Origin of the sequence: Flavobacterium sp. KACC 22761, from assembly GCF_034058155.1 — a bacterium.
Taxonomy (GTDB): domain Bacteria; phylum Bacteroidota; class Bacteroidia; order Flavobacteriales; family Flavobacteriaceae; genus Flavobacterium.
In genome coordinates, this window is the sequence record NZ_CP139148.1 from 603,820 (window position 1) to 630,537 (window position 26,718).

Annotated in this window: 16 protein-coding genes; 3 read left to right on the top strand and 13 right to left on the bottom strand. The window is 35.5% G+C overall.

The genetic code is table 11. From position 1 onward, the window contains the following. Window positions 1-28: 28 nt before the first annotated feature. From SCB73_RS02765 to SCB73_RS02805, 9 genes are all read right to left on the bottom strand, one after another. The gene (locus tag SCB73_RS02765; RefSeq protein WP_320568631.1) at window positions 29-883 is read right to left on the bottom strand and encodes a fumarylacetoacetate hydrolase family protein; all 855 of its coding nucleotides are present in this window, start codon (window positions 881-883) and stop codon (window positions 29-31) included. Between the two features lie 28 nt (window positions 884-911). Continuing rightward, a complete protein-coding gene (locus SCB73_RS02770; RefSeq protein ID WP_320568632.1) occupies window positions 912-1,496 on the bottom strand; it encodes a LutC/YkgG family protein in 585 nt (194 codons plus the stop codon). Continuing rightward, window positions 1,496-2,869 carry a lactate utilization protein B gene (locus SCB73_RS02775; RefSeq protein ID WP_320568633.1) on the bottom strand — a complete coding sequence of 458 codons (1,374 nt, stop codon included), beginning with the start codon at window positions 2,867-2,869 and terminating at the stop codon, window positions 1,496-1,498. Before SCB73_RS02775 ends, SCB73_RS02770 begins: the two co-directional genes overlap by 1 nt. Window positions 2,870-2,915: 46 nt before the next feature. Next, window positions 2,916-3,653: a (Fe-S)-binding protein gene (locus SCB73_RS02780; RefSeq protein WP_320568634.1), complete on the bottom strand. Its 738-nt coding sequence runs from the start codon at window positions 3,651-3,653 to the stop codon at window positions 2,916-2,918. 6 nt (window positions 3,654-3,659) lie between these two features. Beyond that, a complete protein-coding gene (locus tag SCB73_RS02785; RefSeq protein WP_320568635.1) occupies window positions 3,660-4,424 on the bottom strand; it encodes an SDR family NAD(P)-dependent oxidoreductase in 765 nt (254 codons plus the stop codon). Between the two features lie 92 nt (window positions 4,425-4,516). Continuing rightward, window positions 4,517-6,136 carry a UxaA family hydrolase gene (locus SCB73_RS02790; RefSeq protein WP_320568636.1) on the bottom strand — a complete coding sequence of 540 codons (1,620 nt, stop codon included), beginning with the start codon at window positions 6,134-6,136 and terminating at the stop codon, window positions 4,517-4,519. 52 nt (window positions 6,137-6,188) lie between these two features. Beyond that, window positions 6,189-7,478, bottom strand: coding sequence for an L-fucose:H+ symporter permease (gene fucP / locus SCB73_RS02795; protein WP_320568637.1), 1,290 nt, complete (start codon window positions 7,476-7,478; stop codon window positions 6,189-6,191). 228 nt (window positions 7,479-7,706) lie between these two features. After that, window positions 7,707-9,962 (bottom strand): GH92 family glycosyl hydrolase, encoded by a 2,256-nt coding sequence (locus tag SCB73_RS02800; protein WP_320568638.1) that lies wholly within the window; start codon window positions 9,960-9,962, stop codon window positions 7,707-7,709. A 72-nt stretch (window positions 9,963-10,034) separates the two neighbouring features. Beyond that, entirely contained in the window at window positions 10,035-12,302 is a 2,268-nt protein-coding gene (locus SCB73_RS02805; protein ID WP_320568639.1) for a glycoside hydrolase family 3 N-terminal domain-containing protein, read from the bottom strand. A 458-nt stretch (window positions 12,303-12,760) separates the two neighbouring features. Here SCB73_RS02805 and SCB73_RS02810 point away from each other — a divergent pair, with 458 nt between their 5' ends. The 3 genes from SCB73_RS02810 to SCB73_RS02820 all read left to right on the top strand — a co-directional run bounded on the left by SCB73_RS02810 (window position 12,761) and on the right by SCB73_RS02820 (window position 16,921). Beyond that, window positions 12,761-14,431, top strand: coding sequence for a GLPGLI family protein (locus tag SCB73_RS02810; protein ID WP_320568640.1), 1,671 nt, complete (start codon window positions 12,761-12,763; stop codon window positions 14,429-14,431). 177 nt (window positions 14,432-14,608) lie between these two features. Then, window positions 14,609-15,940: an alpha-L-fucosidase gene (locus SCB73_RS02815; RefSeq protein WP_320568641.1), complete on the top strand. Its 1,332-nt coding sequence runs from the start codon at window positions 14,609-14,611 to the stop codon at window positions 15,938-15,940. Window positions 15,941-15,952: 12 nt separating this feature from the next. After that, the gene (locus SCB73_RS02820; RefSeq protein WP_320568642.1) at window positions 15,953-16,921 is read left to right on the top strand and encodes a M20/M25/M40 family metallo-hydrolase; all 969 of its coding nucleotides are present in this window, start codon (window positions 15,953-15,955) and stop codon (window positions 16,919-16,921) included. A 350-nt stretch (window positions 16,922-17,271) separates the two neighbouring features. Here SCB73_RS02820 and SCB73_RS02825 read toward each other — a convergent pair whose 3' ends face one another. The 4 genes from SCB73_RS02825 to SCB73_RS02840 all read right to left on the bottom strand — a co-directional run bounded on the left by SCB73_RS02825 (window position 17,272) and on the right by SCB73_RS02840 (window position 26,718). Then, a complete protein-coding gene (locus SCB73_RS02825; RefSeq protein WP_320568643.1) occupies window positions 17,272-18,837 on the bottom strand; it encodes a SusD/RagB family nutrient-binding outer membrane lipoprotein in 1,566 nt (521 codons plus the stop codon). 31 nt (window positions 18,838-18,868) lie between these two features. Beyond that, window positions 18,869-22,201, bottom strand: coding sequence for a SusC/RagA family TonB-linked outer membrane protein (locus tag SCB73_RS02830; RefSeq protein WP_320568644.1), 3,333 nt, complete (start codon window positions 22,199-22,201; stop codon window positions 18,869-18,871). A gap of 275 nt (window positions 22,202-22,476) precedes the next feature. Continuing rightward, the gene (locus SCB73_RS02835; RefSeq protein ID WP_320568645.1) at window positions 22,477-23,490 is read right to left on the bottom strand and encodes a LacI family DNA-binding transcriptional regulator; all 1,014 of its coding nucleotides are present in this window, start codon (window positions 23,488-23,490) and stop codon (window positions 22,477-22,479) included. A 558-nt stretch (window positions 23,491-24,048) separates the two neighbouring features. Next, window positions 24,049-26,718 carry a glycoside hydrolase family 3 C-terminal domain-containing protein gene (locus SCB73_RS02840; protein WP_320568646.1) on the bottom strand — a complete coding sequence of 890 codons (2,670 nt, stop codon included), beginning with the start codon at window positions 26,716-26,718 and terminating at the stop codon, window positions 24,049-24,051.

Below are 26,718 nucleotides of genomic sequence, written 5' to 3' on the forward strand. Positions count from 1 at the left end.
ATTAGTCAAACCTGAAAGGTAAATTAATTTATTTTGCATAAGCTACAGCAACTTGTTTACTGCTGCCTAAACCGTCCATTCCAAGTTCAACAACATCTCCTGCTTTCAGATAAATAGGATCTGGTTTGATCCCTAAACCAACCCCTGGAGGTGTTCCTGTACTAATAATGTCACCTGGAAGCAATGTCATAAACTGGCTCAGATAATGCACTAAAAATGGAATTTTAAACACCAAATTAGAAGTATTGCTGTTTTGGAATGTTTTTCCGTTTACTGTTAACCACATTGGAATATTGTTAACATCTTCTATCTCATCTTGAGTTGCCAAGAATGGTCCAAGAGGTGCAAAAGTATCACATCCTTTTCCTTTAGCCCATTGTCCGCCACGCTCTATTTGAAAAGCTCTTTCGCTGTAATCATTTAGCAAAGCATAACCCGCAACATAATCTAAAGCATCGGCTTCTTCTACATAACTTGCTTTTTTGCCTACTACAAAAGCCAATTCAATTTCCCAGTCTGTTTTTTCACTGTTTTTCGGAATAATCAAGTTGTCATTTGGCCCGCATAAAGAGGTACTCGATTTAAAGAAAATAACGGGCTCAGTCGGAATTGGAGCATTCGTTTCAAGGCAATGATCTACATAATTTAATCCAATACAAATTATTTTTGAAGGTCGTGCAACCGGAGAGCCCAATCGAACCGAAGCATCAACTTCTGGCAAAACAGGATTGCTCTCCAAAGCCTTTTTCAATTTTTTTAATCCATTTTCTTCAAAAAAAGCTTCGTTATAATCTGTTACTAAAGAGGATACATCAAATCTTTTTTCATCTATTAAAATACCTGGTTTTTCTTTGCCAGCTTCACCAAATCGTATTAGTTTCATTTTATTACTTTATTATATTATACTTCTTTTATTCAATTACATAAATTTTGGCACTTCTTGCGCCATGAGCTCCTATAACCAGAGATTGTTCAATATCGGCTGTTTTTGAAGGGCCAGCAATGAAAACCCCAAATCCTTCTTTTGACACGTCGATTTTTTCATATGCCTGATGCATCGTATCTACAATATCTTTTTTATTAATTACCAAAACCAAATGCTGACAAATAAAAGGAACAAGTCTATTTATCATTTGACTTTCAAAAACCCAAACAGCGCCATTTTCTGCTACTCCAAGCGTCCCCTTTACATAAGCTTTTTCGATTTTTTCCAATTCAAAAGCAGGAAATTCAGCAATATGATTGTCGATGTCGCCAAGCTCGGCAATTGCATTCACAACAAAATTCCCACTTTGTTTGTCTGCAATTAATTGCTCTTTAAGCATTACCAAATTAGAAATCAATTCTGTTTGACCGCCAATACTTTCTAATACTGTTTTAAACTGTACATATCGATCTTCATAACGAATAACCGCATTATGATCGACAACAGGAACTTCAATCAATTCTGGTTGATTTCTGGCTATCGCATTCAATATATTTTCTCTCGCATTCATCAACTTTTATTTTTCTTGTTTTTCAAATACCAATCACGGAATGATTCTTTTGGAGCTTCGGGCATTTCTCTTTGTTTGAACCAAGGATTCACTTTATTATTTACTAATAGTGGAAAAGCACGCATACTCCATCTTCCAACTTTTCCAATCAAACGATATATTTTAGGATTCGAGAATAAAAAATTCATTCCCTGCATACTAACCTTTTTGCTTGTTGCAACGTAGCCTTCAGAAACGATTACTTGCCTCCATTTCCATAATTGCTCGTGAATATTGATTTTTACGGGACATACATTACTGCAACTACCGCATAAAGTTGAAGCAAAAGGCAAATCGGCATTGGCTTTCATATCCAAATTCGGATTTAAGACGGAGCCAATTGGGCCTGCAACTGCGGTATGATAACTATGACCTCCACTTCTGCGATACACCGGACAAGTATTAAAACAAGCCGCACAGCGAATGCATTTGAGTGAATTTCTAAAATCTTCTCTTCCTAATTGCTTGCTGCGTCCGTTATCGACAATCACAATATGCATTTCTTGATTGGGCCTTGGTTTATGAAAATGACTGGAATAAGTGGTAATCGGCTGTCCTGTGGCGCTTCTTGCCAACAATCGCAAAAACACGGATAAATGTGCCGCTTTCGGAATCAATTTTTCAAATCCCATGCAAGCAATATGAACTGCTGCGGTATGTGCGCCCATATCGGCATTTCCTTCATTGGTACAAACTACAAAACCGCCTGTTTCGGCAATCGCGAAATTAACTCCCGTAATTGCTAAATCTGACTCTACAAATTTATTACGCAAATGTTGTCGTGCCGCCTCAGTTAAATATTGAGGATCGTTATTTCCTTTTTCTGTTTGCAAATGCTCATGAAAAGTCGCACTTACATCTTCTTTTTTCAAATGAATAGCAGGCAAAACAATATGACTTGGCGGCTCTTTTCTAAACTGGACAATTCGCTCTCCCAAATCTGTGTCGACAACTTCTATTCCTTGATTATGCAAATATTCGTTCAAATGACACTCTTCCGTAAGCATGCTTTTGCTCTTGACAATTTTCTGGATTTTGTGCTTTTTGATAATTTCATGCACAATTTCGTTATGCTCTTTAGCATCTGAAGCCCAATGTACTTTTATACCGTTTGCAAGCGCATTTTTTTCAAATTCTATTAAATAATTGGACAAATTAGAAAGTGTCTGATTCTTGATTTGCGAACCCCATTCTCTTAATTGTTCCCATTCCGGCAAACCATGCGCGGCCTTATCCCGCTTTGCACGAACAAACCATAAAGTTTCATCGTGCCAATCGGTTCTTGGCTCATCAGCTATAAATTTTTCCGCTAAATCAGCGTGTTTTACCGTCATTTTCTTTGTATTGAGTTTACTCTTTTAAAGACTAATCACTTTATTTTTAAATCAAACTATTCAGAATTTCAGCAATATGGATTGTTTGCACTTTGCTGCCTTTTCGTTTTAATATTCCTTCGAGATGCATCAAACAACTTGTGTCTCCGCCCGTAATAAAATCAACATCATTGGCTTCATGTTCCTGAATTCGGTCTTTTCCCATTTTAACGCTTACGGCTTCTTCAAAAACACAAAAAGTTCCACCAAAACCACAACATTCATCATTACGTTTTGGTTTTCTGAGTTCAATACCTTCGACCATTTTGAGCAATTGTTCTGGTTTTGAAAATTCTGGCAACATTCTTTCTGTCATAGACGAAAGATGCAATCCTCGTTGTCCATGACAACTATTATGCAATCCTACTTTATAAGGAAATTTGGCCTTCAGGCTTTTGACTTTTAAAACATCCGTTAGAAATTCTGTCAACTCATACACATTGTTACGAATACGTTCAGCTTGAATAGGATTTTCACCATCTTTCAAATGTTCTTTGACATGCAAAACACAACTTCCTGAAGGCGCTACGATATAATCAAATCTTGAAAAATTTTTAACGAAATTCACATCGCAGCCTTTGCTCAAACTTGCAAATCCACTATTTGCCATTGGCTGGCCACAACAAGTTTGCTCCAAAGGAAATTCAACATCACACCCTAACTTTTCCAGCAATTGCAAAGTGGCAATACCCACTTTAGGATAAAGCTGGTCAATATAACAAGGTATGAATAAAGCAATTTTCATTTTATTTTAATTGTTCAATTTAATAAAACCACCATCAAGGGGATAATCGCAACCGGTTACAAAACCCGATTCGTCACTGCATAAAAACAAAGCTAAAGCTGCCACTTCATCGGGTTTTGCCATACGGCCGATTGGTTGTGTTTTTGACAATTTTTCGAACATTTCAGCTTCTTTCCCTGGGTAATTTTTAGCAATGAATCCATCTACAAAAGGCGTGTGAACTCTTGCTGGCGAAATAGAATTACAACGAATATTTTCTGCCATATAATCTTTTGCTACCGATAATGTCATTGCCATTACAGCTCCTTTTGCTGTTGAATAAGCAAAACGATCCGGAATTCCGACCCAAGCCGCAATCGAAGCCATGTTCAAAATAACACCGCCACCAGAAGCTCTCAAATACGGAATCGCGCCATGCAAACAATTATAAACCCCTTTTACATTCACGTTCATAATTCTGTCAAAATCTTCTTCAGCAGTATTATCTACTTTTCCAACATGGGCAATACCGGCATTGTTTACCAAAATTTGAATATTTCCAATTTTCTCAAATGTTGCTATTATTTCTTTTTGATTTGCCACATTACATGCATGAGAAAATACTTTTCCACCTGCTGCTGTAATTTCTGCAACAGCGGTTTTTGCGCTTTCTTCTGTTAATTCAATAATATGAACTTCGGCTCCCTGTTTTGCAAATAAGGCCGAAATCGCTTTTCCGATTCCGCTTCCTCCACCTGTAACTACCGCTTTTTTATTTTGTAATGAAAACATATTTTTTATTTTTAAATATTTGAAAATCAGAATTTACTCTTTTCAAATCTGCATTTTTAGACATTCAATTTTTCTTTAAAAGAAATTCATTTTTACAAAGATACACCACGTTTCCACGGAATAAAGTCATCCTGATTTAAGGAAACTGCTTTTGGTATAATTTCGCCGCTTGCCGCTTTGATGCAATATTCCAAAATATCTTCTCCCATTTCTTCGATTGATTTCTCTCCGCTAATAATTGGACCACAATCAATATCAATGATATCGCTCATTTTTTTGGCCAAAACCGAATTTGTCGCCACTTTAATAACCGGACAAATCGGGTTTCCTGTTGGAGTTCCCAATCCTGTAGTAAACAATATTAATGTCGCTCCAGATGCCGCTTTACCTGTTGTTGCTTCCACATCATTTCCTGGCGTGCAAACCAAACTTAAACCTGCTTTTGTTGCCGGTTCTGTATAATCCAATACATCTACAACTGGCGCGGTTCCTCCTTTTTTGGCAGCTCCTGCACTTTTTATCGCATCGGTAATTAATCCGTCTTTAATATTTCCTGGCGACGGATTCATATGGAAACCTGATCCAACTTTATGCGCCAAGGCATCGTAAGATTGCATTAAATCAATAAATTTTGTCGCTACCGCCTCGTTTGTACAACGATCAATCAAATTTTGCTCTACACCGCATAATTCAGGGAATTCAGCCAAAAGCACTTTTCCTCCTAAAGCCACCAGCAAATCAGAAGTATAACCAACAGCTGGATTTGCAGAAACACCACTAAAACCGTCACTTCCGCCACATTTTACTCCCAAACACAATTCGCTTAAAGGAGCTGGAGTTCTTTCGAATTTGTTTATTTCAACTAATCCTTCAAATGTTTTTTTGATTGCATCAGCAACCAATTGTTCCTCACTTTTTGCCTGTTGTTGTTCAAAAACCAATAATGGTTTATCGAAAGTCGGATTCTGATTTTTAACATCATTTACAAAATCCTGAATTTGCAAATGCTGACAACCCAAACTTAATAATGTAATTCCGGCAACGTTTGGATGATTGGCGTAAGAAGCTAATAAAGCGCTCAAAGTAGCTGCATCCTGACGCGTACCGCCACAACCACCTTGATGATTTAGGAATTTGATTCCGTCAACATTTTTAAATATTCTGTTTGTATTTGCTGTTGGAGTCATTTGAACATCAATTGAATCCAAATCTTCTCCGTTTTTATAAGCTTCCAGCAAATAATGCGTGTATTGCGTGTATTTATCACTAACAGAATATCCTAATTCATTGTGAAGTGCTTCGCGAATGACATCAAGATTTCGGTTTTCACAAAATACTGTTGGAATAAACAACCAGTAATTTGCTGTTCCAACACGGCCATCACTTCTTTTGTATCCATTAAAAGTTCTGTTTTGATATTTCGAAACATCCGGCGCTTGCCATTCGAAATCTACATCGCGATATTGATAGGGCTCAGCTGCATGTTTAAGGTTTTCGGTAGTCATAAGACTTCCTTTTGCAACATCACTTTGAACCTTTCCTACCAAAACTCCATACATCGTGATTTCAGAACCTTGCTTTAAATCTGTTGTATAAAATTTATGTTTTGCTTTTATAGTATCCGTCAGAACATAATCCTGTCCTTCAAAAGTTACTGTTTCTCCTTTTGCTAAATCAGTCAAGGCAACCAAAACATTATCTGCTGGATGCATTTTTATAACCAATCTTTTAACTCCGTTTTCTAACATATTATATAAATAGAATTTATGCTTTATTTGTTTTATGTCCGTTAAATGCAAACAATAATATTACTGAAAAACAAGTTAGTGGTACCACATAACCGTATTGAATGCTTCCAGTAATATCTGAAATCAATCCTAAAACCGGAGGAAGTAAAGCTCCTCCAACAATAGCCATTACAATCAATGAAGATCCGATTTTTGTATTATGCCCAAGTCCGTCAATTCCCATCGAAAAGATGGTTGGAAACATAATACTCATAAAAAAGGCGATTGCTATTAAAGTGTAAACCACAATCATTCCCGAACCAAAAATGGCCACTAAGGATAAGAAAATATTAATGATGGCGTAAATGATCAATAGTTTTCTTGGTTTAATATATTGCATGAAAAATGTTCCGGCAAAACGTCCTAACATAAAAGCCAGACCAAAGAAACCTAAATATTTAGCCGCTACATCTTCGCCAAGACCTGCAGAAGTGGTCGCCATTTTTATAAAAAAACTACCTACGCAAACTTGCGCTCCCACATAAAAAAACTGTGCTAAAATTCCCCAACGCAAGCGTATAGATTTCAAAGCTCCTGAAAAACTAGCTCCTTCTGCCCCTTGTTTATCTTCATCTTTTACATCAGGCATATTGGTGAAATAGAAAACCAATGCTACTGAAAGAATAATTAATCCTAAAATTAAATAGGGCATTTTCACACTCGCCGCTTCTTCTAAAATATACGCATGCAAATCTGCTGGTGCCATTGCATCCATTTCTGCCTTTGTCAAATTCTTTCCAGATAAAATTAGTGGTCCAACATAAGCGGGTGCAATAAATGCCGCAAGTCCGTTAAACGACTGCGAAAAATTTAATCTTTTGGTTGCTGTTTCTGATGGCCCCAAAATGGTCACATAAGGATTTGCCGCTGTTTCTAAAAAAGTAAGTCCACAGGCAATAACAAACAAGGCACCTAAAAAGTAAATATATTGCAACGAATTGGCCGCAGGCACAAACAAAATTGAGCCAATACCAAACAAAATCAACCCTATCATGATTCCAGATTTATAACCGTATTTTCTCATAATATAGCCCGCCGGCAATGCCATAAAAAAATAAGCCACAAATACAGACGAGTCAATCAATGAAGATTCTAAATCGGTAAGATTGAATGCTTTTCTTAAATGCGGAATAAGTATTGGGTCTAGGTTGTGCACAAAACCCCAGAAAAAGAAAAGACTGGTAACCAATATAAAAGGAAATAACCATTTCTTATTCTCTTGGGGAGATACCTTTTTTTGCACATCCAATTCAGTTAGTAAAGCCATATGTTTTTTATTAAAATTTGTGGTTATTGGAAATATAAAAATACTATATCTGAGGTATATGAATTAATTCAATATTGTCCTTGTTTAATCAGTAATTGTCAATTCTGAAAAAAATATGATAAAAAAATAATGCTTTCTGAAAAGAATACAGGCAATAAAAAAAATCCCAAATCCAAAGCGTTAAATTTGGAATTTGGAATTTTTTTATTGTTTATTTCTGAAAGTAATTTACTGTGTAGAATATGGTCTGTCTTTTGCAGCAACTCCCCAAGATTTTGAAGGTTTGTCTCCCATTGTAAAAATTAATTCGCCACCATTCATAACATCAGCATGCAGGATATAACTTTTTGTATATGCTTTTCCGTTTAATGTCGCTTTTTGAATGTAGATATTTTTTGGACTGTTGTTTAAAGCTTTTACTGTAAAGCTTTTTCCATCAGCCAAATTCAAAACTGTTTCATCCATTGAAGGACTGCCGATGCAATAAACACCATTGTAAGGATTTGCAGAATACATTCCCATAGCATTCCAAACATACCAAGCTGACATTTGTCCTACATCTTCATTTCCGCATAATCCATCTGGTTTCTCTGTATATAAATTATCAACTATATAACGCACTTTTTCAGCAGTTTTCCAAGGTTGCCCTACAAAATTGTACAAGTACGTAATATGGTGACTTGGCTCATTTCCGTGTGCATACTGCCCAATTAATCCTGTGATATCACTTGACGCTTCTTTACCCATATCACCAGAAATCGTAAACAAAGTATCCAGCTTTTTCGCAAATGGTTTTTCACCGCCCAATAAGGCAATAAGTCCTTCAACATCTTGAGGCACTAACCAAGTATATTGCCATGCGTTTCCTTCTGAAAAATCACCTTTTTCATGTATTGATTTAAAAGGATCAAAAGGAGTTCGCCATGTTGTTTCGCTTAATCTTGCGCGTACAAAACCAACTGAAGGATCGAAATATTTTTTATAGGTTTTTGAACGGTTAAAGAAGTAATTATAGTCTTCAGTTTTTCCCATTTTTTTTGCCATCATTGCGATAGCGCCATCAGAAATTGCATACTCCAAACCATAAGAAACCGATTCTCTCAAACTATCTCCAGGAATATATCCTAGCTTTTTTACAAAATTTACGCCACGATCGTCCTGCATTGCGGTTGCTTTTACTGCTTCAAAAGCCAAATTGCCGTCAATTCCTTTTATTTCTTTTAAATACGCATCAGCCACAATTTGAATAGCACTGTTTCCAGGCATACAATAGGTTTCGTTGCCCATTAAATGCCAAACCGGAAGATGCCCAGATTCCTTGTAAATTGCCAACATCGAATTGATCATGTCTGAAACTTTTTCTGGCTGTGTCAGCGTAAATAAAGGATTTGCTCCTCTGTACGTATCCCATAAAGAGAAAGTAGTCAAATTAGTAAATCCTGCCGCTCTGTGAACTTGTTTGTCTGTGCCATAATAATCACCATTGCTATCATTAAAAATAGAAGGCGCAATCATAGTGTGGTACAAAGCTGTGTAAAAGATTTTCATTTTAGCAGGATCAGCTGATTTTACGGCAATTTTCCCTAACTCTTTATTCCATTTTTCATCTGCTTGATTGGCAACTTTTTCGAAGTCCCAACCTGCAATCTCCTTTTTGATATTCATTAAAGCATTTTCGGCACTTACTGGCGAAATTCCCACTTTTATCTTAATCACCTCATCTTTTGAAGTTGCGAAATGAATAACTGCTTTTGAACTGTCTCCTACCACTACTTTATTAATCATTTCTCTTGTATTGTCATACAATTGGATTTTTTTTGCTGGTTTCGACAAAATTGCAGCGAAATAAATTCGTTGATCATTTGCCCATCCTTTTGAAAAACGATATCCTTCAATCAAAGTATCATTTTTTACACGGATATACGTATCAACCGCTCTGTCCCAGCCAATTCCTTCTACTAAATCTAAAACAATATGCGATTGATCTGAAGCTGGAAAAGTATATTTTTGAAAACCTACTCGTTCCGTAGCAGTCATTTCAGCTTTGATTTTATTTTTCTTCAAAATAACCGAATAATACCCCGGTTTTGCTATTTCATCTTTATGATCAAAATCTGAAATATAGCCGTTTGCCATATCTTTTGCAGTTCCTTTTTTCAGATTCACTTTTCCAATTGCAGGCATAAAAAGGAAATCTCCAAGATCGCCAATTCCAGTTCCGCTCAAATGCGTATGCGAAAACCCAATAATGGTTTGGTCAGAATAATGATAACCGGAACACCAATCCCAACCTTGCGAAATATTTACGGGTCCTAGTTGAACGCCTCCAAAAGGAACATTGGCTCCCATAAATACGTGACCATGAAATCCTGTCCCAATAAATGGATCTACATATTGCGTTAAATTTTGTTTTGTCTGACTGTACATTTGCAGACAGCAAAGTCCTAAAAGTGTAAAGAATGCTGCTTTAATATTTTTATTCATTTTTGGTTTTTTGTTTTTGCGAAAAGAAGAATCAAGTCGCTGTTTTTTGCTTTTGTTTTTTGTGTTTTTATCTTATTTTGAAATTTCGAAACTACCTTCCAACACTGTATCTCTTGAATTCGATCCGATTTTCAAGGTGTAGTTTCCTTCATAGATTTTAAATTGTTTTGTAGCATCGTCCCATTTTTGAAGTTCTTCTAATGGAATTTCCAAAGTGATTGTTTTTGATTTTCCTTTAGCTAAAGAAACACGTTTAAAAGCTTTCAGTTCTTTTAATGGCTTTCTATCAAAATTTGGATATTCAATATAAACCTGAGCTACTTCATCTGCATCATATTGACCTGTATTAAAGATTTCGATTTGCATTGAAATTTTATCTGAACTCAATTTGACTGCCTTAGGTTGTTGAACCCAATTGTATCCAAAAGAAGAATAACTTAATCCGAAACCAAAAGGATATTGAACCTCTTTGTCAAAATAGCGATACGTTCTGCCCTTCATTGCATAACTATTATAATCTGGCAAATCACTAAAAGATTTGTAAAAAGTAACAGGCAAATGTCCTGAAGGAGAAGCTTTTCCAAAAAGAAGATTCGCCAAAGCTGTTCCGCCTTGCTCGCCCGGATACCAAGCAAAAACAATAGCATCAACATAAGGTTCAATTGCTGAAATATCGACAGCACTTCCTCCAGTTACTACTGCTATAAGAGGTGTTTTTGTGCCTTTTCGTAGCGCTTTTATATAAGCGATATGTGAAGCTGGAAGATCCATATTTTTTCTGTCTCCTTTTCCATCAGCTAAAAATGCGTCGCCTTCTTCACCTTCATAAACAGGCGTAAAACCAATAACGGCGATCGTAACATTTGCCATAGACGCCGCCCAAACTCCACCAAAATCAGTGGTATTGGTAAAATCGCAGCCCATATCATATTCCACGCGCGTGTCTGGATCTACTGCGCCGGCAATTCCTTCCACAAAGTTCACGGCTTTATCGCTAATTCCGTGGTAGTTTCCTAACAAAGCATCTAGTGAAGCTGCATTTGGACCAACAATCATAATTGATTTATAATCTTCTTTTTTAAGAGGCAACACTTTTGTTTTGTTGTCACCAAATTGTCCGTTTTTCAGCAAAACCATACTTTGTTCTGCCATTTTCAAACTTAGATTTCTATGATACGTATTAGCAATACTGTCAATACCATATTTTCGATACGGATTATCTTCGGCTTTGTCATAAAATCCTAATTTGAATTGTGTTCTCAAAGTTGGAGCCAATGCATTATCAATATCTTGCGTTGTAATCAGTTTTTGATTTAATGCATTTATGGCATCTTTTTGCAATAATCCGCTGCAATCCATATTTACGCCACGTTTGATTGCCTCAGCAGCAACTGCTACACTGTTTGGCAACGTTTTGTGACCTTCATAAATATCCTGCAACGCCCAACAATCGGTTACTACATGTCCTCCAAATTTCCATTCTTTTCTTAAAATATCCTGCAAAAGTGTTTTTCCTGTGCAACAAGGTTCTGAATTCACTCTGTTATAAGCGCACATAACCGTTTCTACTTTAGCATCTACCAGTTTTTTAAAAGCATACAAATAGGTTTCTCTCAAATCTTTTTCATCAACAATTACATCAATCGAATGTCTTGTTTTTTCTGGTCCGCTGTGTACGGCGAAATGTTTCGCACAAGCCGCTGTTTTCATGTATTTAGGATCAGTTCCTTGCAATCCTTTAACATAAGCTGTTCCCATTTTTCCGGTAAGAAAAGGATCTTCTCCGTACGTTTCTTGGCCTCTTCCCCAACGTGGATCTCTGAAAATATTAATATTTGGGGACCAAAAATTCAATCCCATATATTGCAAGCGACGGTCTTTGGCTACAGCCATATTATTTTTTGCTCTGGCTTCGGTAGAAATTGCGTTTGCAACTTCGTTAAGCAAAGGATCATTAAAAGTAGCAGCCATTCCTAAAGCTTGAGGAAAAACAGTTGCTTTTCCGGCTCTTGCCACACCATGAAGCGATTCGTTCCACCAATTATATTGTGGAATATCCAGTCTTTTAACCGCTTTGCTTTCAAAACCTAATAAAGAAATTTTCTCTTCTGTAGTTAATTGTTTCAGTAAATCATCTACCCTTTTTTCTATTGACAAACTTTGGTTTTTATAAGCTGGTGTTTTTTGTGCATTTGCAAAAACAATGCAAAAACAAAAAAACAAGACAAATCGGTAAGTTTTGGAACAATTCATTATTGTTGTTTTTAAAATTTCATAATTAATTTCTTTTCTTCTAAAACGTTTTACCAATTCAAACGAAAAAGAAAAGGCAAAAGCCATCCTAAAGCATTTTTTAAAATCATAACTATCTTTAATGGAGGCAGAAAGTTTTTAAAACAGTTTATTTAGCTGCGTACTTTCGGAAATTTAAAGATATAATATCTTTTCTTTAAATAATAATTCGATTTTATCTAAATTTAAGTAACAATTGCCTTTTTAAGATGACCAATAAAAGACAAAAACTATTTTTTTAACATAAAAAGACACTATTAAATTCCGATCGCAACTGAAAATTTTCTACTTTAGCTTTTGCGAAATTCGTACTGAGATTCGAACATAAATCCCATTTTTAACTTATAAAACACACCATGAAAAACATTTTCTGATTGTTTCATCCCTTTTTGATCTTATTTTATTAAATCGATTTAGTAAAATAATCAAACTTAGAAATTCTTATTAACTAATTATATATGAATTGTTTCTGTTTTCTCTGAAACAATCATAAAACCAAACCACATATGAAAAAGATTTCGTTTACATTACTTGCCATTTTTGTCATTGCATTGTCATTTGGGCAAAAAAATCCAAAAGCCATTAAAGTCACTTATCAAAGAAGCTATAACGGAAAAATTGCCGAAAACCAAGATCCATTATTTTTGTTTGCTTCAAAAGAATTGAGCTTTACCACTACCAATAAAATTTTGGAACAGAAAGCAGCACTTCCGTACGAGCAGACTTTTATTAATTTTAGCACCAAAACCATTTCGCAATGGGCGCAACTAAAAAACAAATCGATTCTTAACAATGACACTGAAGCTTTAGGAAAACAAAAATTTGAGTTCAGCAATGAAACCAAAAAAATCCTGAGTTATACCTGCAAAAAAGCAACAACTTCTGTAAATTCCAATAAAATTGAAATTTGGTACACCACTGAATTAGGTTTAAAAGGTGGTCCATCTGTTTTAGGACAGGATTTGGGTTTGGTTTTAGAAACAATCCGAAATGGAAATAGTGTTGTAACGGCATCCAAAATTGAACTCTTAAAAACTGCTCCGTCTTTTTTAAAAATTCCGGCTGTACAAGCTGTCGATCAATTAACTTATAAAGATTTATTGTGGAAAAGCCGTTTTATCAATATTCCAGTTTTCAATAAGGAACAAATTCATTTTGTACCTGATGCAAAGTCTAATGACAGTATTTTGCGATTTGCCAGCAGCACCGTCATTGTCCGCAAAGTAAAACTTCCAGAAATCAAAAAAGGAAGTGCCATTTTTGTAGATGTAACGCAGCAATCAAATGGCGATGCTTACGACAGAACTGGATCGGTTTTTATGATTCCAACAGATAAAAAAACTTCTTTTCTTGACGGATTAAAAAATGGAGTTAAATCACTACCCGAATACGACAATGGAAACGGGAAAAAATATCAAGGAGTTGCCGCAACAGACGACTTTACTCCTTTATTAGAATTGATGCGATTTTTCACTCCTTTTGGCGTAAAACATTTCAACTATCTGCAATTAAAAGATAAAGTTTGGCAAGATAGTGTTTCGTATCGTCAGGATATTTCGCTGTTGCAACCAAGATTGAGCAATCAAGAAGTTTATATCGGAATGTTTATTGGAAACTATGATGCTGGCGGACACAAGGCGAGCTTAAACATTACTATTCACGAAGGCGAAGACAACAATACAAAAGCCGATTATATTTTGCCACTTTTCAACACATTGAACGTAATGGAAATGGCAGGACAAGAATACGGAACTATGTTTGACAACGAAAAAGGACTTGAACTAGCTTTTGAAGTTCCTCAAGGATACAAAAATTTTAAATTGAGTTATACTACAACTGGTCACGGTGGCTGGGAAAACGGCGATGAGTTTCTGCAAAAGAAAAACACCATCTTTATTGACGGAAAAGAAGTTTTTGGATTTACACCTTGGCGCACCGACTGTGGTTCTTACCGATTGAGCAATCCGGCTTCGGGGAATTTTGGCAATGGTTTATCATCATCTGACTTAAGCCGTTCAAACTGGTGTCCGGGAACGACCACCAATCCAAATTTAATTGACTTAGGAAATTTAACTCCGGGAAAACATACCATTCGCGTTATGATTCCGCTTGGAAAACCGGAAGGAACCAGTAGCAGTGCTTGGAATGTTTCGGGATTTTTAATCGGAGAAAGGTAATTGATAATTAAATTTAGATAATATCGACTTATTTATTAAACGTAAGTCTTTCTATTTTTAAGCTTCAGAAAAAGACGTAACCAAATCAAGTACAATGGATTATGTTTTTACCAAATATACTTATTTGATTACATCTTTTTTCTGAAATCTAACTATCAAACCACTTAACTCAAAAACATGAAAAAAATCACATTTTGCCTGCTGTTTTTCTCGCTGAGCTTAACGGCAATAATTGCTCAAAATTATACTCCAACGGAAGGAAATTTAAAAAACCGAAAAGAATTTCAAGATGATAAATTTGGAATGTTTATTCATTTTGGGCCTTACAGTGTTCTTGGTAATGGCGAATGGATTATGAACAACCAAAACATCAAAGTAACAGAGTATGGCAGATTGATTAATGTATTCAACCCGCAAGATTTTGATGCAAAAAAATGGGTTGGCATTGCCAAAGCTGCAGGCATGAAATACATTACTTTTACTACCCGACACCACGACGGCTTCAGCAATTTTGACACCAAATTATCAGATTGGAAAATCACAAATACACATTTTAAAAGAGACCTGCTGAAAGAATTAGCAGATGAATGTCATAAAGAAAATATTAAATTATTTTGTTACTATTCGCTTTTAGACTGGACGAGAACGGATTATCAGTACGAAACTGGAAAAACTGGAAAAGGAACTGGCAGAACGCAAAAAAGCGACTGGAACAGCTACATCCGTTTTATGAAAGGACAATTGACCGAAATACTTTCAAACTATGGAAAAATCGGCGGTATTTGGTTTGATGGCCATTGGGATCAACTGGATAATGATACCGATAAAACATTAACTTCAAAAGTCAATTGGCATTATGATGAAATTTATTCCTTGATTCACTCGCTTCAACCTGACTGTTTGATTTCAAACAATCACCATTTATTGCCAATTCAAGGAGAAGATTTCCAAGCATTTGAAAAAGATTTGCCAGGTGGAAATACTACAGGATTTGGAGGCCAATCTGTTTCTCAGTTGCCTTTGGAAACTTGTGAAACCATGAATAATTCTTGGGGATTCAATATCAATGACAGAAAATACAAATCGACAAAAGACTTATTGCATTATATGATAAATGCTGCAAGTCTGAATGCGAATTTCTTGCTGAATGTTGGTCCAATGGCCGATGGAACAATTCAGCCCGAATTTGTTGAAACGTTGAAGGAAATAGGAATCTGGATGAACAAAAACGGAAACAGCATTTACGGAACAAGAGGCAATATTATCAAATCACAGGATTGGGGCGTATTTACGGCAAAAGACAAAACTCTGTTTGCCCACATCATCAATACTCCAAAACAAGCAGATTATATTTTCATTCCAGAAATGAAGCAAAAAATCAAAAAATGCTACTTGATGGACGGCAAGAAAGAAATCAAATTCAAACAACAGCCAGAAGGGACTTTTGTTTATTTGAACGGCATCAAAATGGACACAATGGATACGATAATAGAAATGCAAATACAATAAATTAATTTTCAAATGTTTAAAAAAATTATTCTCTTTTCTGCTGTTGCTTTTATTACTGCTGAAAGAGGAAACGCACAATCAACATTTTCAGCTGAAAAATTTCTGAAACATGATACTTATCTTGCGTCAGATAAATTAGAAGGCCGCTTGGCCGGAACGAAAGGCAATAATGAAGCGGCTGTGTATATCAAAAAATATTTCAAAAAATTCGGGCTAAAAGAATTCAACAACAACTATTACCAGCCTTTCAAAATTTTCATGAAACCGGATATCAATAAGATGAAATCAGATAGTGTTTCGACCCAAAATGTTGTAGGTTATTTGGAAGGTTCTGATGAAAATCTGAAAAAAGAATTCATTGTCATTGGTGCGCATTACGACCATTGGGGATGGGGCGGAAAAGGCTCGGGAAGCAAGAAAAAAGACACGCTTGCGATTCATAATGGAGCTGATGACAATGCTTCTGGTGTTTCGGCTTTATTATCTATTTTAGAAGAATTACATCATGCTAAAACCGCTCCGAAAAGAAGCATCATTTTCATTTCTTTCAGTGCTGAAGAAGAAGGTTTATTAGGTTCTAAATATTTTGTCAACCATTTGCCGGTAGATAAAAATGCTGTAAAAGTGATGATCAATATGGATATGGTTGGAAGATTAAACGATAAAAAAGAACTTTATATGGGAGGCGCTGGCACTTTTCCAGATGGTGTAGAATTGATGAAAAAATTAGGCGAAGGCAGTGGGCTGAATCCGATTGTATTTGCTGGTGATGTTGGTGGCTCAGATCATGTTACTTTTTATAAAAATAATATTTCTGTTATAGGATTACATACAGGCGGGCATCCACAATATCATACACCAGAAGATGACACTGCTTTAATTAATAGCGAAGGCGCTATTTTGGTTTCAAAATACATTTATAATGCCCTGACGGCTATTGCCAATTATGAACAGACGCTGACTTTTATAAAGCAGAATTAAAAAAATGAAAATGTAAATTTGACCACAAATTTTATAAATTATACAGATTAAAAAAAGGCGAATCAAAATAGATTCGTCTTTTTTTATGCATAACTGTTCCTTTATTCCTCTTAAAAATCAACCTTTTACAACAAAATTTATTTAAATAAATTTCACAAACAGTGTAACAGTTGAAAAAAAACAAAGTCTCTAAAAGTATCGAGTCTTTCTCAACTCGATCAATATTAGTTTGGTTAAGTTTCAACAACCGTCACATTGTTGAAATTAGGTTTTCACAAACAAAAAACCCCAGAATCAGGTTGTCCTGAATCTGGGGCTTACCAAGTACTAACCAAACATTAAAAATGAAATTATTTTACGTCCCAGAAAATTTTGGTACTTAAATTATCATTTGCTTTTACAGTATTGTAATTTGCAGTGTTGTAAACACTTTCAGAAGTTGGGTATGTCCAACGTGTTGGAGGTGTTTTTCTAACAGAACTTGTTTCATCTTCCATGAAAGTTAATGCAGGAAGTTTCAATCTTCTTTGTTCAGCCCAAGCTTCATCAGCTTGCATGATGTTGAAGTGAATGTACTTTTGGAAAGCAATTAACTGCAACTGCGCTGCTGCTGTAGTAGCTCCTGCAAAGTTGATTTTAAGAATATAAGCATCAATTTCAGCTGCAGTTGGCTCTGAAGTTGGCTTCCAAGTTAAATCATCTGCTTTATCTCCTAATCTTACATAGTATTCGATAGATTGTCTGATCGCTTTTTCGAAATGTATTTTTGCAGTAGTTGCATTACCATTTCTTGAATAGTACTCCGCAAGAAGCAAGTTCATTTCTGCAGCATTCACTAATGTACCAGGCAACCAGTCATTTCTACTGATTACAGATCTGTTGTAGATTGCAATTTTACCATCAGTAAGCAATTGATCTTGCGCTCCTGAAGTCAATGATGGATCAAGTCCTACATAAGTTGTTGCATTTACTCCTTTTTCAAACAACCACTTCTCACGAGGATCTAGATTAGCATTCATGTGGTCAATCATAGGTTTTGGGGCAACGTTATTGTTAGATGTTTCTAAAGCATCAAAGAAGCCCGAAGTATCTAAATCTGTATCCTGAGTATATACTTTGAAAGCAACGTTTTCTGAATTCTCATCCACGATTTTTCCTTCTGCAATAATTTCAGCGATTTCAGTATTTGCTCTTGAAGCTAAAGATGAAACTCCAGATACTCTGTTTAAGATTCTTAAACGCAATGAGTTACAATAGTTTTTCCACATTACCAAGTTTCCTTTGTTGATCAAATCCTGGTTTTTGAATTCTACACCTACTTTTGTAGATAACGTAATTGTGTTCAACTCCGTAGAAAAAGCTTTCAAATCATCTAGCATCTTAGCATAAATCTCAGTTTGGCTATCATACTTCGCTGCTGCTTTAGTATAATCACCACCTGTCATACTAATTTTACCTGCCTCAGAGAAAGGAATATCACCATAGTTGTCGATCATTTTTTGTGTATGATCATACAAATAGATTGTTGAAGCAATAGTGTAGATTCTGCTATCTTTTTTCTCTGCATCTGGAAGAGCTGCAAATGCTTTTTCCAACTCTCTAAATTGCGTAATAAAGTTGTAATATCTATCCCATCTGTAAACTGTAGCTGCACCAGGAATATATCGTCCTGTTGTATTTGTAAATCCGTGTGCTTGAGTGTACGTAAGAGAAGTTGATCTAAGAACTGTAAAATAATTCCAATATGAAGGAATAACATCTTCAAAATTAACTTTTAAGAATCCCGCAAACTGTTTAGGCACAGTTGTAGTTTCAATCTTAGATGGATCTCTATATGCATCTGCGAAATCATCCTGCGAACAAGAACCTAGAAAAAGTCCTGCTGAAGCTAATGATATATATAATAATTTTCTCATGTTGTATTTTTTTAAATTAGAATTTATCAAATTAGAATGATGCTCTTAACGATACTCCATAACTTCTAGTTGCTGGAGATAAACCTGCGTTGTTTACGTTTTGAGCCCATCTTGTTCCTGCAGTAGTTCCTTCAGGGTCCATATCCTTAATTGTTCTATAGATAAAAAACAAGTTACGTCCGAAGAAAGAAGCAGTTAATCTAGTAGCTCCAATTTTTGCTGCCCAAGCAGACGGAACATTATAAGCTAATGATAATTCTCTCAATTTAACATAGTCATTCTTTTGAATATACAATTCATAACGAGAGCTGCTGTATTGTGGTCCACCCCAGTTGTAAGTCATGTTGTAGTAACCTGCCTGAGAGATAACATTTGTATTTTTTGTACCATCAGGAGCTACACCGTCCATTAACATACCATCACGGAATAATTGCTGACCAGCTGGTCCTGCAGTTGCACTGTTAGGCACTTGAACTCCTTTACCATTACTGTCCATGTAATATGTTAAACCACCACGCTCATTAGTACTAAAGTTCAAACTTTCTTCTGTCAAACCTCTAGAAGTCATCCAGTTGATACCAGTTGGCATTAAATAACCTCCGTAAGAGTAATCAATGTTTACATCTAATGTGAAGTTTTTGTAAGTAAATGTATTGATCAAACCTCCAACACCTTTAGGCATTGCCGATCCATATTTCTCCCATTTATCACCATCGATCATATAGAATCCATCAGAATCTACCATTTTGTTACCGCTAGCGTCTGTTTTAATAGGGTGTGCATAAATACCTCCCATTGGCTCACCAACAACTGATTTCAATTGAGCTGCTGATCCATCATAATCTTGATGTAAAAATTCTTTTGAACCATCAGATAACGACACTAATTTGTTTACGTTTTTTGCCCAGTTTAAAGTAACATCCCAAGAGAAGCTTTCTGTTCTAAAAGGAGAACCTGTTAATGAAACCTCGAATCCGTGGTTAGCCAATTCTCCAACGTTAGCCAAGATAGATTTCGCTCCTGTAGTTGGCGCTAATGTCAAAGGAAGAATTTGGTCTTTAATTTTTGCATTATAGTATGAAAAATCTAAACCAAGTCTTCTGTCAAAGAATTTAGTTTCAAAACCAAGCTCATACTCGTTTTTCATTTCAGGCTTAATTCCTTCATTACCATATGATGCATTAGATGTTGTGATCAAAACAGGAGTTGTAGTTCCTTGAGTTCCCAATGAAGTCTGGTTGAATGCAACGTTTGCTAAATAAGACTCTGGATAACTACCCACAATTCCCCAAGAAGCACGCAATTTTGCATAACTAACAACTTCTGGTAATTTAACTGCTTCAGACAACACGAAACTTGAGTTAACAGAAGGATATGTAAATGAGTTGTTGTTTGGATTCATTGTAGAAGTACGGTCTCTTCTGATTGTACCTTCAAGGAATAAATAGTTTTTATAACTACCATTAATTGTTCCGAATGCAGCATCCTTCAAAATTTCGTATCTTCTAGAAGTACTGTTTGCAATATTGATAGAAGCATTCATATCGTACCATCCTTCAACACTCAATCCTCCATTTGTAGAACGAGTTAAAAATTTACCAGTTTCTTGAGAACCGTTAAAACCAGCTTGCGCTCCAACAGTAAAATCATCGTTAAGTTTTTTGTTATATGTTAACAATACCTCACCGTAAAGAATGTTGTAATCTTGAGATTCCATTCCAAATCCTCCAGATCTGTCACCTCCAAATTGATAAATCAAAGGTACTTCTACAGGATCTCTATTTTCGATGTTTACTGAAGATAAATCTGTCGAAACACGACCACGTAATGAAAAATCTCCAAACGTAAGTGTTTCTGTAACACTAGCAATCAAACGGTTTGTAATCTCGTCTTGTTGCTTAGCATTTGTATTCCAAAAATAATCTCCGATATCAGCTTTGAATCCATTACGAATAATGTTTTCGCTTGGAGTCAAACTCTGACCATTTACTCCTGTAACATATTTATAACCTAAACTAGTTTGGTATTTAGCTCTATACCAATCTCCATTATCAAATGGGCTAAGCATACCTGTAAAGTTATTCACCAAACGGTCCATCGCATAAGAACGATTGTTAACTTTTTGGTTCATATAGTTTACAATAACATCAGTTTTTAAGAATTTACCTGTTTTAAACGATGCATTTAAGCTTAAGTTGTTTTTCTTATTGCTGTTACCCATAGACAATCCGTCTGATTCAATATGTGTATAAGAAAAACGGATATTGCTGTTGTCAGTAGTATTTGTAAGTGCAACGTTTGTTGTAGCATCCCAAGCATTTTGGAACATGTTTTTGTAACCGTCTTTTTGTGGAGAATATGGACGAACCACACCATCCCAAGACATAATTGGCTGACCATCAAACCAAGGACCGAAGTTGTTACTACTAGCTGAAACTCCTCTCATATCAGCAACACCGTCACCGTTGGTGTCATAATGTGCAAAACCATCTGGTGCTAAAAATCCTGAAGAGTAGTTAGCATTTGTCCAACCTGGACCTCTTTCATATTGAAATCTCGGCAAGTAAGCGATTTGATTTCCAGAGTAACTTGTACTGAAATCAATACCTAATCCTTTTTTCCCTTTACCTGATTTTGTAGTAATCAAAACAACTCCATTTACAGCTTCAGAACCGTATAATGCAGCAGCAGAAGCTCCTTTAAGAATCGAGATATTCTCAATATCTTCAGGGTTAATATCTGCTAAACCATTGCTTTTCATACGTGGTTGGTTCCAATAATCACCATTGTTAACATCACCGTCACGAATTGGAATACCATCCATAACGATAAGCGGTTGGTTTTTACCAGAAACACTATTCAATCCACGAATTTGGATATTGATAGGCCCAGATCCACCTGGAGCAGATGTAACACGTACACCTGGCGCTTTACCATATAAAGAGTTCGCAATTGTTGGCGATGCCGTTTTTGTAATCGCATCTGCTTTAATTATACTTGTAGCATATCCAATAGCTTTATTCTTTTTAGTTTGCCCCAATGCAGTAACCGTGATACCATCAAGTTCATTAGTAGCAGTAGATAATCTAACGTCCATTCCGTCTGTAGCTCTTAATTCTACTGTTTTAAATCCTACTGCACTAATAATAAGTGTAGCGCCTTCTTTTACTGAAATTTTAAATCCTCCATTTTCATCAGTAATTGTCTCCTGCTTTGTTCCTTTCTCTTTCACGTTTGCATAAGGAACCGGCAAATTCGTATTATCTGTAATTACACCGGAGATTGTCTTGTTTTGTGCATTTACTCCTTGGTAACACAACATCATTAGAAAAACTAACAATGATTTGTATAACAGTTTTCTCATAATTAATATTAGTTTGGTTTGGTTTAAATTTTATTTTTAAATTAAAAGGTTCTGATTATTTAAAAAAATATTGGATACTAAAACCTTTAATTTTCATATTACCAGTTTCTCAACCTGGCAATAACTGAGTTTCTTGTTTGTCACATCTCTATTTTTTTCTTTTATATCATACGCGTTTTTTTTTGTTTAATAATTGGTTTGAGTTTTCTGTATTATTTATTTTTTTTACTACTATAACGTTTTAGCAAATAGCCTTTAAAAAAAGGAACATTATTCTATACCGACTCTCTTATAGTTAAACTTCCTTTCTTCTTTTCTTTTATAATCTCGTAATTACTTCCATCTGTCATTTGCTGCATTAAAAGTTTTACTGTTTTTTTTCCCATTTCTTCAATTGGTTGCGCTAGCACCGTAATCGCGGGAGAATTGAGCCTGAAACTGTCATGATCATCAAAACTAATCACTGCTTTATCTACCGGTATTTTCAATCCGAGTTTCCTTAAAGATTGTAATCCTGCCAAAAGCAAATAATTGGCTCCAAATAATATGGCATCGATATCAGTATTAGCATTCAAAAATTCAGAAATTCTTTCAATTCGATTAGCTTCTGTTATTTGATAATCCATATCCAGAATTCTTGATTCATCATATAAACCGACTTCTTTCAATGCATGAACATAACCTTGTTTCCTCAGATTCATTTGAATCAGCTGTGAGTAAGTCGTAACAAAAGCAATTTTTTTAAATCCTTTTTCCAAAAGAAATTGTGTCGCTTTTTCTGCTCCTTCAAAATTATCAAGTACAACATGGCTAACTTCTTGTTCTTCAAAGTAGCGATCGACTAACACAACTGGACATTGAAGTCCCAATAATCGATCTATCGTACCTTTCATGTTTTCGGTTGGCGTTATGATAAATCCATCTACATTTGCTTGCAACAAACTATCCACCAACTCCACCGCTCGTTCATCGCTTCCTCCGGTACTGCAATAAAACACTCTGTAATTAGAGTCTATCGCTTCTCTCTCGATCACTTTTGCCAAATCAGAAAAAAAGTGATTTGATATGTCTTCTACAATAAGCCCAATTGATCTTGTTTTGCCGGTTCTCAAACTGCTGGCGATCATATTGAGTTTGAATTTCATTTCTTCACTAACCTTAAGAACCTTCTTAATTACTTCTTTGCTTATCCCCATCTTTTCGCCTTTGTTGTTTAAAACAAATGAAACAGTTGTGACTGATACATTTGCTGCTTTGGCGATATCTTTAATGGTGATGTTTTTTTTCATGAAACGTTAAGCTTATCTTAAACTTTAGTTAATATGTTTAAACAAATATATATTTAATAAAACGATTTACAAAAACGTTTTAGTATTTTTTTTATCCTAATATATTTTTTTTTAACATTTAAAAAACCAAAAACAAAATTTTAAGCGTAACCACCTGAGAATAAAACACTCTACAATATAAATTGAGATATTATTTTTCTCACAAAACCCAAAAAAAGCACAAAAATTCAATAAAAATCAATATTGCAAAAAATGATACTTTAAAATCGCTAAAAATGCGACATTTTTAACATAAATATATGTTAACTAATATTCATTTAACAATTACTTAGTTGCACATTCCATTTTTTCACTTCGAAATAATTACTTTTTTATTTTCTTTTATTTTTTATCAAAAGCAAAAATTTCTTTTCCGCTAATTATGTCTTCTTTTTTATTGATTTTCAAAGTTGTAAGCTTTTTATTTCATTTGTTTTTATTTGAGCGCTAAAACTCACAAATTCATTCGGCTTATTTAACTTTTAATGTTCAATTTTTTCTTTTTTTGAACTCATTTTGCTATTCCAAAACCGTAATTACCTCTCTCAATCGAATATCTCTTGAAGATGCCCCAATCATAATTCTAAAATCGCCAGGTTCTACGACCCAATTCATTTCTCCATTTAACATTTTAAGCGTTTCTTTATTGATCTCAAATGAGATTTCTTTTGATTCTCCCGCTTTAAGCGAAATTCTCTGAAAGCCTTTTAATTGTTTTATAGGCTGAGCTACAGATGCCAAAACATCACGCACATACAACTGAACAACCTCATCGCCATCGACATTGCTTGTATTTTTTATGGTGCAATACGCTTTTGTCGATTCTGATTTTCCAATTTGTTTTTTGTCAAAACGAAGATTGCTATACTCAAATGTTGAATAGCTCAACCCGAAGCCAAAAGGGAATAATGGGGCGCCATTTAAATTGGTATAATCATCAGAACGCCCGGTTGGCTTATGGTTGTAAACCAATGGCAATTGTCCTTCAAAAACTGGAAAAGTGATCGGCAAACGACCTGCAGGATTTCGATCTCCAAACAAAATATTTGCAACAGCATGACCTCCATCTTCACCCGGATACCAAACATCCAAAATTGATGGCACATTATTAATCCATTTATCCATCGTGATAGCACTTCCGCCTACCAAAACTACCACAACCGGTTTCCCCGTAGCGGCAACAGCATTTATTAATTCTTCCTGATGCCCAAGCAAACCAAGATAAGCCCTGTCATTAAATTCTCCTTCTTCAATTCCTGCTGCAATCACCGCAACATCTGATTTTTTAGCCACGGCTACAGCTTCATCAATTTTGCTTTGCCAATTATTATTTACGCCAACATTCCAAACCAATTTGAATTTTGCATATCCTTGCGATTCAAAAAACTCAATTTTAATATCATACTCTTTGTCTTTTTCAAAATTGAAATCAACAAGTTTTGTCGAATAGGTCTGACTTTTCCAATTGTCAATAACTAATTTTCCGTTTAGATATAAGCGAAAACCATCATTTCCTTCAAAACCAATTTTATATGTTCCCGTTTCTGGAGATTTTATTTTTCCGCTCCATCTGGCAGAATAAAAATCGTAATTGATTTTCTCCTGATCTGGAGAATAAAGTGTCCAATCAAAATTAATTCCTTGATCTACTCTTGTCAAAACAGGGCTTCCGCTTAATTGTACATTATTGAAATATTCCCCCACCAAGCCATTTTTGGTTTTACCATTTTCAATACTTGTCAATCGAATAGACGGAACCGGAACATATTCTTTACTTCTTCTTGCAACTCCTGCTGCAAAATTTACTTGAGCTGACGCTTCTAACTTTGCTTTTATTCCGTCAAGCATATTTACCTTTCCATTTCCCGGTCCGCTGTAACCTCCCAAACGTGCTTCGATAATATCATTTCCAATTAACGCAATGGATTTGATTGATTTTTTAAGAGGCAAAACATTGTTTTCGTTTTTCAGCAAAACCATTCCTTTTTCGGCAGCTTCTCTTGACAACAATTTGTGGGCTGGGTTTCCATTCCATTTGTTGGTTTCTTTTTCATCTGCATACGGATTTTCGAATAATCCTAATTCAAATTTCAATCGTAAAACTCGAGCTACGGCTTCGTCTATATTCTTCATATCGATTCTGCCGTCAAGGAAAGGCGGTTGAAACAATTTGTAATGATCATAAGCCGTCTGAAAAATAACATCCAGTCCGTTATTGATGGCATTTGCTCCAGATTCCGAATAATCTTTTGCGGTGTAATGCAACACATTTCCGCCGCCCACAGCATTTGCATCCGAAATAATGAATCCTTTAAAATTCATTTCACCTTTTAATTTTTTATTCAGCAACCAATCATTTGCCGTACACGGACTTCCGTTTATGGTATTGTATGAAGTCATCACACTTCGGCTTCCTCCTTCTGTAAAGCACGCGCGAAAAGGTGGCAATTGATATTCTTCCAAATAACGTTCGCTATAATCAATTGGGTAACTGTCACGGCCTCCGTCGCCACTATTGGCAAGAAAATGTTTTGGTGTTGTAATTACGCCTCTTTCTTCAAATGATGATACATACGCTACTCCCATTTTTGAAGAAAGAAAAGGATCTTCACCGTAAGTTTCCTCAACTCTCCCCCAACGCACATCTGAAGCCAGATTGACAACTGGCGATAAAATTTGGCGAATTCCACGACTTTTTGATTCTAATGCAATGGCTGTTGAAACTCTTTTCACTAATCCGGGATCGAAAGTTGCTGCCAATGAAATAGATTGAGGAAACGCTGTTGCTCCATCTCTTACTAATCCGTGCAAAGCCTCATCAAAAGCAATAATCGGAATTCCGAGACGCGTTTTCTCAACAAAATATTTTTGTATTTTGTTGATGAGTTTTACGGTTTCCTTTGCATTACTTGCGGCGCTGTAATCTAAAATTTGATTGCTGGCATCGGTACTTCCTTTAGCACTAACCTGAAAACCAAAAATTCCATTTTTATAATTTGCTTCACCATCAGACAAATCACCCGGAATCATGAACATTTGCCAAAATTTCTCCTCCGTCGTCATTCTCGATAATAAATCCTGAACGCGTTCTTCAACCGGGAATTTTGGGTTTTTATATTTTGGCGTATTTTGAGAAAACAATGATTGAAATCCCAGAAACAGACCTAGTAAAAATATTTTTTTGTTCAT